Genomic DNA, 15,257 nt, shown 5'->3' with positions numbered 1-15,257 from the left:
AACCATAAAAATGTATATTATGAGAAGTTTACTTTGGTTAGTAGCAGTTGTATGTATCGTCATTTGGCTACTAGGTTTTTTCGGTATTGTTTCAGGCATGCCAACTGGTAATTTAATTCATATTTTATTGGTCATTGCTATAATTGTTATCTTGTATAACATAATTTCTGGTCGAAGTCCTTTAAAATAATTATTAATAAACAATTCTAAGTAAAAGAGGCAATCCTAAAAAGGTTCGCCTCTTTTTTACGCTTAACCTTTTTTTCTATATACTACTTTTAATAAATCATTTAAATAAAGCGCCTTAAATGTCTTTATTTCTCTTAAATTTGCCTTTGGATTTATCAATATGAAAAAACTATTGTAAAGTTAAATTCACATATAACACGAGAATAAATAAATAAAAATGAGAGAAGAACAACATCATAAACGTTGGAATGAAATAAAAACAAACGATTCATGGGCTATTTTTAAAATCATGGGTGAGTTTGTTAATGGATATGAAAAATTAAGTAAAATTGGTCCTTGTGTATCCATTTTTGGATCGGCAAGAACCAAACCAGATAATAAATATTATAAACTAGCCGAAGAAGTAGCTGCTAAAATTGTAAATCATGGTTATGGTGTAATTACAGGTGGTGGACCAGGAATCATGGAAGCTGGTAACAAAGGAGCGCACATAGCGGGAGGAACTTCGGTTGGATTAAATATCGAATTGCCTTTCGAGCAACATGATAATCCGTATATTGACTCTGATAAAAGTTTAGATTTCGATTATTTCTTTGTTAGAAAAGTGATGTTCGTAAAATACTCTCAAGGCTTTGTAGTCATGCCTGGAGGCTTTGGAACTTTAGACGAATTATTTGAAGCCATTACATTAATTCAAACAAACAAAATAGAGAAATTCCCTATCATTCTTGTTGGTAAAGAGTTTTGGGGAGGATTATTTGAATGGGTAAAAGAAACATTACTAGACAAATTCAATAATATAAGTGCCAAAGATCTCGATTTAATCCATTTAGTAGATTCAGCAGAAGAAGTTATAGTAATACTTGATGATTTCTATAAAGAATACAGGTTAAGTCCTAATTTTTAATATAATATTCTCCCAAAAAAATAAAATGAAAAAGAAAATACAAATTGTATCGATACTTTGCATGATGATAACCAATGGCTTATTTGCACAAGAAAGCTTCAAGGTTATGTTTTACAATTTGTTAAACTTTCCATTAGAAACAAATGTTCCAAATAGAATTCAGCATTTAGATATAATTTTAAATAACTATCAACCAGATATTTTCGCTGTTTGCGAATTAAATAATGAGTCTGGTGCAAATAATATATTGCAAATTCTTCATGATAGAGTAAGTGAAGATTTTAGAAGTGCAGTGTTTACACTCAACACATCTGACGATAATATTGGAGACCAAAACGATCTTCAGAATTTAATATTCTTCAACAGTTCTAAATTTATTTTAGAAAGTCAAGATATTGTTCAAACACTATATCGCGATTTCAATCATTATAAATTAAAGTTAAATTCTGTTAATCAAGATTCTAATCCTGTATATTTAGATATCATTGTTTGTCATTTAAAAGCATCAAGTGGTGAAGAAAACCAAAACTTAAGATTACAAATGGTTCAAGATTTAACAACATATTTAAACTCATTTCCTACAGATAGCCAAGTTATGCTTGCTGGAGATTTAAATGTGTATACCAATTCTGAACCTGCTTTTCAAGAATTAATAGACAACACAAATCAAATTGTTTTTAACGATCCAGCAAATAGAATTGGAAGCTGGCATAATAACATTAATTATGTAGATGTATTTACACAATCTACAAGAACACAAACAGGTCTAGGTGGTACAACTGGTGGCATGGACGATAGGTTTGATTATATATTAACTTCGACTAATATGCTTTCTAATTCAGACATATATTATGTGGCTGATTCTTATAGATCTTTTGGAAATAATGATAATTTAAATTGTTACAATAGTGAAATAAAAGATGACGATTGTGCTGGAACAGAGTTTTCATCAGAAATAAGAAATGCTTTATATTACTTTAGCGACCACTTACCAGTAACGCTTCAATTAGAAACAAATGAAACCTTATTAAATATCCCGTCTTACTATCTAGAAAGTCTTCAAATAATTGGCACAAATATTATTGAAAACAAACTAGAAATTAAAATTAACAATCTATCTCAGCACACCAAAAAACTTAATATTTATAGTACTCTAGGACAAGTTGTAAAAACGGTTCCTTTAGGTTCGACAAATGTAATTAGTTTAGACATTTCTTATTTAAGTAATGGCTTGTATTATATTACTTTGCCAAACACTCAAGTTAAACCTTTAAAATTCGTTAAAACAAATTGAAATTAAGTTTTTTAAGCAGTTTATTAATTTTAGTGCCAATACTTCTTTTAAGTCAAAATAAAATTGATTTAAAGGCTGAATTTAGCACTGAAAAAAAGCAAATAAAAATTGCTCAAACAATTACATATTTCAATAATACTGAGGATACCTTATATGAAATATACTTAAACGATTGGAATCATAGTTTTGCTACTAAAACAACTCCTCTAGCTAAACGTTTTGCAGAAGAATACAATGCAGATTTTCACTTTGCAAAAAATGATGATAGAGGTTATTCTGTAATAACATCTGTAAAACAAAATCAAGAAGATCTTGAATTCGATAGACTAATAGACCATATTGATGTTATTAAAGTCTTTCTAAAGACACCATTAAAACCAAAAGAGAGTTACACCATTAATCTAAACTATATAGTTCAGGTTCCAAGTGATAAATTTACACGTTATGGAATGACATCTCAAGGCGATTTTAATTTACGTTATTGGTACATGACTCCTGCTGTTTACAATGGAGAATGGCAATATGCTAGCAATAAAAATCTAGACGATTTATTTATTCCAGTTGCAGACTTAACTTTTGAACTAAAATTTCCAAATACCTACCATTTAACTTCAGAATTAGATCAAATAGACATCTTTCAAAAAGACAGCATGTTAACCGTAAGTTTGGAAGGAAAAAACAGAATTAACAGCAAACTTTTCTTAAATCATACAAAACCGTTCAATCAAGTAAAAACAGATTATTTTACAATGGTTTCAGACATAGATGATGAAAACTTAAACATGATTGACAACCTAGTAATTACGGACCAAATATCTGAGTTCTTAACAAAAAACCTAGGTTCATACCCTCATGAAAAACTTTTAGTAACAGATATAGACTATAGAAAAAATCCTATTTACGGTTTAAATCTTTTACCTAATTTTATTCGTCCGTTTCCTGATAAATTTCAATATGAATTAAAGCTTTTAAAAACAGCTTTAAACAACTATTTAGACAATGTAATCATTACCAATCCAAGAAAAGACCAATGGATTATTGATGGCTTACAAACCTATTATCTAATGAAATATGTTGAAGAATATTATCCAAACATGAAACTGGCTGGTAGTCTATCAAAAATTTGGGGAATTCGTTCATTTCATGCTGCACAATTAGATTTTAATGACCAATATGCCTTTTTATACATGCATATGGCTAGAGAAAACCTAGACCAACCCTTAACCATGGAAAAGGATTCTTTGTTGAAATTCAATAAAAACATAGCCAATAAATACAAAGCTGGTGTAGGCTTACGCTATTTAGATCAATATGTTAATGCAGATGTTGTAGAAAATTCAATTAAAGAATTTATATCTAAATTTGAATTTAAAGAATCTACTACAGCTGATTTTCAAACTATTTTACAAGAAAACACTTATAAAAATATCAATTGGTTTTTTACAGATTATTTAAACACTAAAAAATATATAGATTTCACTATTTCAGAGATTCAAGAATCTAGAGATTCTGTAAAAGTAACTATTAAGAATAAAACACAAACTAATGTGCCAATTTCTTTATTTGTTCTTAATAAGGATAGTATTATTTCTAAAATCTGGATTGACAATATAAAAGACACAAAATCTATAACTGTACCTAAAGAAAATGGTACAAAAGTAGTTTTAAATAAAGATTTTATAGTTCCTGAGTTTAACTTAAGAGATAATACCAAATCTCTAACAAACTCTATTTTTAATAGACCTTTGCAGCTTAGACTAATAAAAGACATTGAAGATCCTAGATACAATCAAGTATTCTTTATGCCTATTGTAGAATTCGATAACATTTATGATGGCATTGTACTTGGTTTGAAAGCCTACAATAAAACAGTTTTAAAAAAGGCTTTTTATTATAAAGTATCTCCTCAATATGGAACCAGATCTAATTCGTTTACTGGTGGAGTTACCCTTAACTATAACCAGTATATAAAAAATAACGACATCAATTTATTTAGTATAAATTATGGTGTTACTGCTAGTTATGCAAGTTATGCAGAAGATTTGTTTGTTAGAAAATTAACTCCTGGAATACAGTTTTTGTTTAGAGATAAATCTAATTTAATGTCTAACAAAAAACAATTCGTTACCATGCGATTAGTAGACATACATAGAGATCAAGATCTAAGCATAGATGCAGACGAAACAGAACCTAACTATAGTGTATTCGACTTTAGATATAATAACATAAATAAAGGATTAGAAGATTATATCTCATGGTTTTCAGATGTTCAATTTTCTAAAGATTTTGGTAAAATCTCTTTTAATTTTGAATATAGAAAGTTAACCGAAAAAAGCAGACAATATAATATAAGATTCTTTTTAGGTACCTTTTTATATAACGACAGTTATCAAACTTCAGATTACTTTAGTTTTGCTCTAGACAGACCAACAGATTACTTATTTGATTATAACTATTATGGTCGTTCTGAAAGTTCTGGTCTTTTTAGTCAACAAATTATTATTGCAGAAGGAGGTTTTAAATCCAAACTAAACACGCCATATGCTAACGAGTGGATAAGTACTATTAATGGTAGTACAACCATATGGAAGTACATTTTAGCATATGGAGATATAGGTATGGTTAAAAATCATGGGCAAGATATCGAGTTTGTTTACGATACAGGTATTCGTATTAGCTTAATTCCAGATTATTTTGAGCTATATTTTCCTGTTTATTCTAATCTAGGTTGGGAAGTTGCTCAATCTCAATATGCTGAAAAAATACGCTTTGTAGTGACTTTAGATTTTAAAACACTTTTTGGGTTGTTTAGTAGACGTTGGTATTAATAAAACTGCTTACTTAATTTAGTTACTAGCTAAAATAGCTAATTATCAATAGAGTTTATTCTGAATTAATTATAAAAAAAAACTACATATAAAAGCGTATTTTCAATAACATATTTCTAACAATTTCGAAAATAACTAACAATCTTTCTGTATTTTATCATAAAATAGCCTAATCATTGATAATTTGTCAAATCTTTAACTATGTTACAAATTGCAAAACACACAAATATTAACTAATTTTGTTTTCAATAAAAAACTGAACATGCAGACAAATCCAGACGTACAAAAAGACCTATCTTTTGAAGACTTTAAAATAGAAGTTTTAAACGATTACAAAATTGCTGTCACTTCTCGTGAGTGCAGTCTTCTTGGTCGTAGAGAAGTTTTGACTGGAAAAGCGAAGTTTGGAATTTTTGGCGATGGCAAAGAAGTGCCTCAATTAGCTTTAGCTAAAGCCTTTAAAAATGGCGATTTCCGTTCTGGTTATTACAGAGACCAAACCTTTATGATGGCTATTGGCGAACTTAATATCCAACAGTTTTTTGCAGGTTTATATGGTCATCCAGATTTAGAACACGATCCAATGTCAGCTGGAAGACAAATGGGTGGACACTTTGCAACACATAGTTTAGATGAAAATGGCAATTGGAAAGATTTAACAAAGCAAAAGAATTCCAGTGCAGATATTTCTCCTACTGCTGGTCAAATGCCACGTTTGTTAGGATTAGCACAAGCTTCAAAAATCTACAGACAAGTAAAAGGAATTGACACTACTAATTTTTCTGAAAAAGGAAATGAAGTAGCTTGGGGAACGATTGGAAATGCCAGCACGAGTGAAGGCTTGTTTTTCGAAACCATCAATGCTGCTGGTGTTTTACAAGTACCAATGGTTATGAGTGTTTGGGATGACGAGTATGGAATTTCGGTGCACGCAAGACATCAAACAACAAAAGAAAATATCTCTGAAATCTTAAAAGGCTTTCAAAGAGACGAAAATAATAAAGGCTTCGAAATTCTTCGAGTAAATGGTTGGGATTATCCTACTTTGGTTGAAACCTATCAAATTGCTTCAAAAATAGCTAGAGAAGAACATGTGCCAGTTTTAATTCACGTCAATGAATTAACACAACCTCAAGGACATTCAACGTCTGGTTCTCACGAACGTTATAAAGATGAAAACCGTTTAGCTTGGGAAGCAGCATTCGATTGTAATGTGAAACTTCGTGAATGGATAATTGCCAATGGCATGGCTACAGATGAAGAATTATCTGAAATTGAAAACACCATTAAAAAAGAAGTTCGTGAGGGTAAAAAAGCAGCTTGGACAGCTTTTGTGGAACCTTTAAAACAAGAACAGCAAGAACTTGTAAGTTTATTAGAAAACGTTGCAAACTCAAGCGATAACAATGTTTTCATTACAAAACTTAAAAACGATTTAGCTGAGATAAAAGAACCTATTAGAAAAGACATTCTTTCTACTGCTAGAAAAACTTTGCGCTTTGTGGTTAGTGAAACTTCAGCAGAAAAAACACAATTAGTTAATTGGATTAATTCTTACATAGAAAAAATACAACCTAAATACAGTTCGCATTTATATAGCCAGTCTCCAAAATCTGCTTTAAACATTAAAGAGGTTAAGCCAACATATAATGCAGATAGCGAAGATGTGGATGCTAGACTAGTAATAAGAGATAATTTCGATGTTATTTTCAGCAAATATCCTGAAGCTTTAGTTTTTGGTGAAGATGCTGGCCATATTGGAGATGTCAATCAAGGTTTAGAAGGCATGCAGGAAAAATATGGAGAACTTCGTGTATCAGATGTTGGTATTCGTGAAGCAACCATTCTAGGCCAAGGTATTGGCATGGCTTTAAGAGGCTTACGACCTATTGCCGAAATTCAATATTTAGACTACATTTTATATGCGCTTCAAATAATGAGCGACGATTTGGCAACGCTTCAATATAGAACCAATGGTCGTCAAAAAGCACCTTTAATTGTCAGAACTCGTGGACACAGACTGGAAGGTATTTGGCATTCTGGCTCTCAAATGGGAGGCGTTATCAACCTGATTCGTGGAATTCACGTGTTAGTTCCTAGAAACATGACCAAAGCTGCTGGTTTTTATAACACGCTTCTTGAAAGCGACGAGCCTGCTTTAATTGTAGAGTGTTTGAATGGCTACAGACTAAAAGAAAAAATGCCTTCAAATATTGGTGAATTTAAAACACCTCTTGGTGTGGTTGAAACCATTAGAGAAGGAAGCGATATTACTTTAGTGTCTTATGGCTCTACTCTAAGAATTATAGAACAAGCAGCAAAAGAATTGCAAGAAGTTGGTATTGATGCTGAAATTATCGACATTCAATCCTTATTGCCTTTCGATTTAAATAATGATATAGTTAGGAGTGTTGCAAAAACCAATCGTTTAATGGTAATTGATGAAGATGTTCCAGGTGGCGCTTCAGCATATATTTTAAATGAGGTTTTAAACAGCCAAAACGCATACAAACATTTAGACAGCAAACCACAAACATTAACAGCAAAACAACACAGACCTGCTTATGGAACAGATGGAGATTATTTCTCTAAACCTTCAGCTGAAGATATCTTTGAAGCTGTTTATAATGTGATGCATGAAGCAAATCCTTCAAATTATCCGAAGTTGAGATAAAAATTACAATTTATAAAACATTAAAGACCTCATTCGTTTTAAACAGTGAGGTCTTTTTTATTATATTTATAAACTAACAACACATGCATGCTAACAAAACAAGATAAAGAGCAACTTCGTGGCACTATTTTTAGACATCTAGATGGCTTAGTAACTGCAACCACAGCATATTCACTTTACAAAAAAGGTGTTTTAGATTACATTCTTAAAAACAAAAAAGCGTCTTTAAAAGAGTTAACTTCTCATTTTAAAGCCAATGAAGGTTATTTAAACGTGGCATTAAGAATATTATGCTCTCAAGGTTGGCTAATTCAACATTTAGATAATAGTACTAATACTGTTTCATATGAAATAAATAAAAACAGTAAAGAAGCATTTCAGCTCATTCCTTTATATGAAGATGCTGTTAAGTTACTTTCTTATTCTGAAAAATTCCCAGAAGAACGTATTGGAAGTGATGCTTTTATAGCTCTAGAACGTATTTTTAAAAAATATGAAAAAAGCTTTGGATTAGCAGATGAAAGTGACATTGAGTATCAAATTTTAAAACATATTGAAGGATGTATTGTCGGTCCTATAATTGTTTTACTTGGTGTCAATGGCTTATTTCATAAATATTTTATGGAAGCATCTTTTACTGCTGAAGAATATCATAAAAACCCTGAAAGTTTCAAAAAAATATTAGATTTCTTTTCTTATTTAGGATGGTTTAAAAAAAAGAAAAACACCTATCAATTTACAGATGAAGGTTTATTTTTTGCTAAGCGAGCTTCAGCATATGGAGTTACAGTTTCCTATTTACCAACATTTTTAGCCTTAGATGAACTTTTTTTTGGAAATCCATTGATTCTAAAAACAGAATCGCCAAACGATACAGAAAAACATGTGCATCGTGAAATGAATGTTTGGGGTTCAGGTGGAGCACATACTACTTATTTTAAAATTGTCGATCAGGTGGTTATAGAACTTTTCAATAAACCTATAGACGAGCAACCAAAAGGTATATTAGATATGGGTTGTGGCAATGGAGCCTTTATTCAACATATTTTCGATGTGATTGAACACCAAACTTTAAGAGGGAATATGCTTGAAGAACATCCACTTCTATTGGTTGGAGCAGATTTTAACCAAGCAGCTTTAAAAGTAACCAGAGCCAATTTAATAAAAGCAGATATTTGGGCAAAAGTCATTTGGGGAGACATTGGCAGACCAGACCTATTGTCTAAAGACTTAAAAGAAGATTACAATATAGATTTAAAAGATTTACTTAACGTAAGAACTTTTTTAGACCATAATCGGATTTGGGAAGAACCAAAAACAAAAACAAAAACAAATAGAACTAGTCTTTCAACAGGAGCTTATGCCTTTCAAGGAAAGCGTTTAAACAATAATTTAGTTGAAGATTCGCTTTTAGAACATTTACAAAAATGGAAACCTTTTGTGGAAAAATTCGGATTGTTAATTATAGAATTACACACCATAAATCCAGAATTAACTGCCAGTAATTTAGGTAAAACAGCAGCAACAGCTTATGATGCGACTCATGGTTTTAGCGACCAGTACATACTTGAAATAGATGTATTTAAAAGCATTGCTAAAGAAGCTGGATTGCATCCAGACGAGCGTTATTTTTCAAAATTTCCAGATAACAATCTGGCAACAGTAAGTATTAATTTATTAAAAGGAACTCAAAATTAAATCCATTATATGACTAAAAATTTCACAGACTTAGCCTTAGCTATTTTACGTATATCTATTTCAGGAATGATGCTAGCACATGGTATTCCAAAAATAGAGCGTCTTTTTACAAGCCCAATAGAATTTGGAGACCCAATTGGTGTTGGACCAACCTTGTCTTTAATTCTTACATTAATAGGAGAAGTAGTTGCTCCAATTTTCATCATTATAGGTTTTAAAACAAAAATAGCTGCAATTCCAGTAGCCATAACCATGTTTGTAGCTGCTTTTATAGTGCATATGCAAGATGATTTTGGCACAAAAGAAAAAGCGCTATTATATCTTGTTGGTTTTGTAGTTATTTTTCTAGCTGGACCTGGAAAATATGCCATAGATAACAAAAAATAAATATGAAAGCCGTTTCTGTAGTTACTATAAAAAAAGAATTACAACATCGTTCTTCTGAAGAACTTATGGAATTATGTCTGCGATTATCTAAATTTAAAAAAGAAAACAAAGAGCTTCTCACCTATTTATTATTTGAATCTCATAACGAGTCTGATTATATCAAAACAGTTAAACAAGAATTAGATAAACAATTTGAATCTATAAATACGGATAGCTATTTCTACATTAAAAAAAGTGTTCGAAAGATATTACGTAATATTAAAAAGTATGCTAGATATTCGCTTAAAAAGGAAACCGAAGTAGAACTCCTACTCTATTTTTGTAATAGACTTAAAGATTTTGAACCATCTATTAAATGGAACGTGACATTAACTAATATATATGAAAGACAGATTTTAAACATCAAAAAAATAGTGGCAACCTTGCATGAAGATTTGCAATACGATTATAATATAGAATTAGAAGAATTAGTTGATTAATTTTTAAAGATTAAAAATGGATTTACAATTTAGAAAACTTAAAGCAAATGAATCTAACTTATATAGAGAAATTAGATTGGAAAGTTTAAAAAAATTCCCAAAGAATTTTGGTTCAAGCTATAAGAGTGAATCTAAAATAACATCTTCCTTTTTTCAATCCTATATTGAACTTCAAGACATTAACAATTTTGTAATAGGAGCCTTCTATAAAGATTCTTTAATAGGTATTTCAGGGTTTAACAGATATGTGGCTGAAAAGACAAAACATCGTGGACGCATCATTCAAGTATATGTAAAATCCGAATTTCAAGGACAGCAAATCGGTTCAAAAATTATTAGAAAAACATTACGAGAAGCATTTAAAATTTCAGAAATAGAACAAATTGAAATTAATGTCCTTACCACCAACGAAAAAACTGAGATTCTTTATAGTAAATTAGGCTTTAAAACCTATGGAACCCAAAAACAATACTTATAAATTAATAATTCATATTTTCACCAAAAAATGATGCAAATTTTTAAAGTTGACCTTCAGAAAATGACAACTAAATAAATCTAAATACTTTAGCTTCAATTCTTTTAACTATCTTAGTATTACCCATTACAAAAACTTCCTGCTTAAATATATTTTACAACCATGAATTCTACAGTAAAAAACATATTAGCAATTGTAGCTGGACTTGTAGCTGGCAGCATTGTAAATATGGCATTAATTACCATAAGTGGCTCTGTTATACCGCTTCCCGAAGGTGTAGACAACACGACTACCGAAGGACTCAAAGAATCTATGCATTTATTTCAACCAAGGCATTTTATATTTCCATTTTTAGCACATGCTATGGGGACATTTGTAGGAGCTCTAATTGCTGCAAAAATTGCTGCAACTAGTAAAATGACATTTGCCATGGCAATTGGTGTCTTATTCTTAATTGGAGGGATTGCAAGTGTTATAATGCTGCCTGCACCAACTTGGTTTTCAATACTTGATATTGTAGGTGCATATATTCCTATGGCTTATATTGGTGGAAAACTTGCAATAATGTATAAATAATAAAACAAACTTTAGAAATGAAAAACATCATATTACTTATAGGACTACTTCTGTCATTAGAGAGTTTTAGTCAGAAAGCAAATAGAGAATTAAAAATGATTTCACTTTCTGGAACTGGATATGAACTTGGCTTGCAACATGGTGAAAAACTAAAAAATGAAATTGCAGACATTGTTAATGCATGGAAAAAAAACACGTCGACTGCTCTAGGAAAAGATGCAGACATCGTATTAAAAGATTTTTTTGAATATGCAGCATTCGATGATGCCATTAAGAAATGGACGCCAGAACTTTACGAAGAAGTAAAAGGAATTTCTGATGGTTCTGAACAAAATTTCAACGATATTTTTGTATTGAATTTACTTGATGAGTTTTGGGTTTATATTGATAACCTATACAATCACCATTGCAGTAGTTTAGGTGTGCCAGCAAGAAATGGAAATCCTGGATATATCTCGCAAAACATGGATCTTGAAAATTATACAGATGGCTTTCAAGTACTAATGCGATTGAATAAAACAGATAACAGTCCTGAACAATTAATTCTTACTCATCCTGGATTAATTGCTTTAAATGGTTTAAATCAAGATGGAATTGGAGTTTGTGTAAATACACTTATGCAATTAAAAGCATCATCAACCGGATTACCTGTAGCTTTTGTGGTAAGACGAATAATTAATTCTACAGATAAAGAAGACTTATTATCATTCATTCAAACTGTAAATCATGCATCAGGACAAAACTATATAATAGGAGTTAAAGGTGAAGTTTACGATTTTGAAGCCTCTGCAAACAAAGTTGTTAGGTACAATCCTTTAAATGAAAATGGTTCGCTATATCATACAAACCATCCAATAGTTAATAATGATTTGAAATCTTGGCATAAACAATTTAGTCCAAGTTTAGATGAAAAGTTAAAACCTACAAATTCTAATAGCTATCTTCGTTTTAGTGCAGTTGAAACTAGGTTAGCTAACAAAAATGAAGTTTCAGAAGAGCAAATAAAAGAGGCATTACGTTCAAAAGATGATGCAAATAATCCTGTTTGTAGAGCAAATAATGAAAATGGCTTCGGATTTACTTTTGCATCAATTATTATGACAATTTCTGAAAACCCTTATATTGAAGTTCTTGCTGGTCCTCCTGATGAATCTGAATATGTGAGAGTAGATTTTAGTAATTAACTATTCTATGTCATAATTCTAACCATCATCTCTTTCAGTAAATCTCCTTGATGTATCGCATTGGCTCCAACACCTTTACTTTTAACATCAAACTCTCTTAAAACAGCAATAACAGAGCTTACTTTTTTCATAGGGTAAATTCTAGCTGCAGCAATATATTCGCTTGCAAAATATGGATTGATTTTTAAAGCAGAACTAACATTTCTAGGAGATTTATCGTGTAAACCATGCAGGTGCAATAATTTAGAAAAGAAACTATATAACAAAGAAACCGTTACAACCATTGGGTTATCTTTAGGGTTTTCGCCAAAATATTTAATTATCTGATTAGCTTTTAAAATATCTCTGGCTCCAACAGCTTTTTGCAATTCGAAATTATTATAGTCTTTACTAATACCAATATTTTGCTCGATATGTTCTGGAGTAATTTGCGTACCTTCAGGAAGAATGATTTTAAGTTTATCTAATTCATTAGAAATCTTACTTAAATCTGTCCCTAAAAACTCAGCCAGCATTTGAGCTGCTTTTGGAGAAATGGTATAGTTTTGTCCAGATAAAACACGTCTTATCCAATCTCCTACTTGATTGTCGTAAAGCTTCTTACTCTCAAAAATAACACCTGTATTTTTAAGCGCTTTATATAATTTTTTACGCTTATCTATGGTTTTATACTTATAGTTTATAACTAATATTGTCGTAGGTTGAGGTTGCTCGGCATATTCAACCAATTTTTCTATAGTTCGAGATAAGTCTTGAGCTTCTTTTACAATAACCACTTGGAATTCTGCCATCATTGGATAACGTTTGGCTTGACCAACCACATCTTCAATAGTCACATCACGTCCATATAAAACCATTTGGTTAAATCCCTTTTCTTCTTCCGAAAGGACATTCTTTTCAATATATTTAGAAATATTATCAATATAATAAGGCTCTTCTCCCATTAAAAAATAAATAGGATAAAACTTACCATTCTTAATATCTGTTACTATTTGTCTAACTTCGTCCAAATCTGTTAATAAAGCTCAAATTAATTAAAATCATAAATCCAAAAAACACAAATGGTATTTGGTAATTGTTGATAGTAGATTAACTTTGAAAAAAATTGAATACGCCTTCATGCAAGAGCTAAATTTTTCAAAGTTTCCGTTTCGATTCAAAAATAGCGAAAATAAAATTTCTATTTTCGATTGTATTCGTAAAAAATTTGTGATTTTACAACCCGAAGAATGGGTACGTCAACATTGTGTTCAGTTTTTAATTAAAGAAAAAAAATATCCTCAATCTTTAATTAATGTCGAAAAAGTATTAAAAGTAAATAACTTAAGTAAACGATATGATATTGTAGTATTTAATTCAGATGGCACCATTCATCTAATTGTTGAATGCAAAGCACCTCAAATTACTATAAACCAAGAAACATTCGATCAAATAGCGCGTTATAACTTAGTTTTAAATGCCACCTATTTAATGGTAACTAACGGAATTAATCATTATTATTGTCAGATGGATTTAAAAAATGAACGTTATCAGTTTCTAGAAAGCATTCCAGAGTATAAAAAATGAAAATTGCCATCGTCATATTAAACTGGAATGGGAAAGAATTACTTAAACAATTCTTACCTTCTGTTATTAAATATTCACAAGATGCAACCATTTACGTAGCTGATAATGCTTCTACAGATGACTCGGTAGCTTTTATCAAAAAATCGTTTCCTATGGTTAAGATTATTCAAAACCAAGAAAATGGAGGTTTTGCCAAAGGCTATAACGATGCTTTGAAACATGTTGATGAAGATATTTATTGCTTACTAAATAGCGATGTCGAGGTGAGCGAAAATTGGTTAGAACCTATTCTTAAAACTTACGAAAAGGAAACTGACACAGCTATTATTCAACCAAAAATATTAGATTATAAAAACAAAGCCTATTTTGAATACGCTGGAGCAGCTGGAGGTTTTTTAGATAAATATGGGTATCCGTTTTGTAGAGGACGTATTTTTAATACCATTGAAAAAGATAATGAACAATATAATGATGTTTTAGATATTTTCTGGGCTTCTGGAGCTTGTTTTTTTATAAGAAAAGAGGTTTTTAAATCTTTAAAAGGTTTTGATGAATCCTTTTTTGCACATATGGAAGAAATAGATTTATGCTGGAAAGCTTTTAATCAAAATTATAAAACCAAATATATTGGTACATCCACAGTATATCATGTTGGTGGAGCTACCTTAAATAATACAAATCCAAAAAAGACTTATTTAAATTTTAGGAATAGCTTGTTCACATTAGTCAAAAATGCTCAAGAAAATATATTGTTTTTAGTATTCATCAGATTAGTTCTAGATGGTCTAGCAGGAATTAAATTTCTTCTTGAATTTAAGGCAAAACATACTATATCAATTATAAAAGCACACTTTAGTTTTTATAATAGTTTACCAAGATTACTTAAGCAGCGTAGGTCACAAAAAAAGAAAAAGAACTATTATTATAAAACATCCATAATTTGGCAATACTTTATTCGTAAACACAAGTATTTCAATTGTTTATAAATTTGTTAAAATTT

14 protein-coding genes are annotated in these 15,257 nt (G+C 30.5%); 13 read left to right on the top strand and 1 reads right to left on the bottom strand.

Annotated features, from left to right (window positions below):
• The first annotated feature begins 19 nt into the window (after positions 1–19).
• The 11 genes from FVF61_RS05380 (at position 20) to FVF61_RS05330 (ending at position 12,691) form a co-directional block, all read left to right on the top strand.
• Positions 20–190: a lmo0937 family membrane protein gene (locus tag FVF61_RS05380; protein ID WP_148454136.1), complete on the top strand. Its 171-nt coding sequence runs from the start codon at positions 20–22 to the stop codon at positions 188–190.
• Positions 191–406: 216 nt separating this feature from the next.
• Positions 407–1,096, top strand: a complete 690-nt coding sequence (locus tag FVF61_RS05375) for an LOG family protein (RefSeq protein ID WP_148454134.1) — start codon at positions 407–409, stop codon at positions 1,094–1,096.
• Between the two features lie 25 nt (positions 1,097–1,121).
• The gene (locus FVF61_RS05370; protein ID WP_148454132.1) at positions 1,122–2,390 is read left to right on the top strand and encodes a T9SS type A sorting domain-containing protein; all 1,269 of its coding nucleotides are present in this window, start codon (positions 1,122–1,124) and stop codon (positions 2,388–2,390) included.
• Positions 2,387–5,218 carry a gluzincin family metallopeptidase gene (locus tag FVF61_RS05365; RefSeq protein WP_148454131.1) on the top strand — a complete coding sequence of 944 codons (2,832 nt, stop codon included), beginning with the start codon at positions 2,387–2,389 and terminating at the stop codon, positions 5,216–5,218. The genes FVF61_RS05370 and FVF61_RS05365 overlap by 4 nt, the downstream gene beginning before the upstream one ends.
• Before the next feature lie 262 nt (positions 5,219–5,480).
• The gene (locus FVF61_RS05360) at positions 5,481–7,892 is read left to right on the top strand and encodes an alpha-ketoacid dehydrogenase subunit alpha/beta (RefSeq protein WP_148454129.1); all 2,412 of its coding nucleotides are present in this window, start codon (positions 5,481–5,483) and stop codon (positions 7,890–7,892) included.
• An 87-nt stretch (positions 7,893–7,979) separates the two neighbouring features.
• Positions 7,980–9,590 (top strand): class I SAM-dependent methyltransferase, encoded by a 1,611-nt coding sequence (locus tag FVF61_RS05355; protein WP_148454127.1) that lies wholly within the window; start codon positions 7,980–7,982, stop codon positions 9,588–9,590.
• A gap of 9 nt (positions 9,591–9,599) precedes the next feature.
• On the top strand, positions 9,600–9,977 hold the full coding sequence (locus FVF61_RS05350; protein ID WP_148454125.1) for a DoxX family protein: 378 nt from the start codon (positions 9,600–9,602) through the stop codon (positions 9,975–9,977).
• Positions 9,978–9,979: 2 nt separating this feature from the next.
• Entirely contained in the window at positions 9,980–10,456 is a 477-nt protein-coding gene (locus FVF61_RS05345) for a hypothetical protein (RefSeq protein WP_148454123.1), read from the top strand.
• 16 nt (positions 10,457–10,472) lie between these two features.
• On the top strand, positions 10,473–10,934 hold the full coding sequence (locus tag FVF61_RS05340) for a GNAT family N-acetyltransferase (protein ID WP_148454121.1): 462 nt from the start codon (positions 10,473–10,475) through the stop codon (positions 10,932–10,934).
• 159 nt (positions 10,935–11,093) lie between these two features.
• Entirely contained in the window at positions 11,094–11,507 is a 414-nt protein-coding gene (locus tag FVF61_RS05335; RefSeq protein ID WP_148454119.1) for a hypothetical protein, read from the top strand.
• Positions 11,508–11,524: 17 nt separating this feature from the next.
• Positions 11,525–12,691, top strand: a complete 1,167-nt coding sequence (locus FVF61_RS05330) for a C45 family autoproteolytic acyltransferase/hydolase (protein WP_148454117.1) — start codon at positions 11,525–11,527, stop codon at positions 12,689–12,691.
• 5 nt (positions 12,692–12,696) lie between these two features.
• Here the strand turns inward: FVF61_RS05330 and holA are convergent, their stop codons facing one another.
• Positions 12,697–13,701 (bottom strand): DNA polymerase III subunit delta, encoded by a 1,005-nt coding sequence (gene holA / locus FVF61_RS05325; protein ID WP_148454115.1) that lies wholly within the window; start codon positions 13,699–13,701, stop codon positions 12,697–12,699.
• Positions 13,702–13,810: 109 nt separating this feature from the next.
• Here holA and FVF61_RS05320 point away from each other — a divergent pair, with 109 nt between their 5' ends.
• Both FVF61_RS05320 and FVF61_RS05315 read left to right on the top strand, forming a co-directional pair.
• A complete protein-coding gene (locus tag FVF61_RS05320) occupies positions 13,811–14,257 on the top strand; it encodes a type I restriction enzyme HsdR N-terminal domain-containing protein (protein WP_148454113.1) in 447 nt (148 codons plus the stop codon).
• Entirely contained in the window at positions 14,254–15,243 is a 990-nt protein-coding gene (locus FVF61_RS05315; protein ID WP_148454111.1) for a glycosyltransferase family 2 protein, read from the top strand. Before FVF61_RS05320 ends, FVF61_RS05315 begins: the two co-directional genes overlap by 4 nt.
• Positions 15,244–15,257 lie beyond the last annotated feature (14 nt).

The organism is Xanthomarina maritima (assembly GCF_008084905.1).
GTDB classification, from domain to species: Bacteria; Bacteroidota; Bacteroidia; order Flavobacteriales; family Flavobacteriaceae; genus Xanthomarina; species Xanthomarina maritima.
Note: the sequence above shows the minus strand (reverse complement) of the source record. Positions and strands in the feature narration are given on the sequence as shown.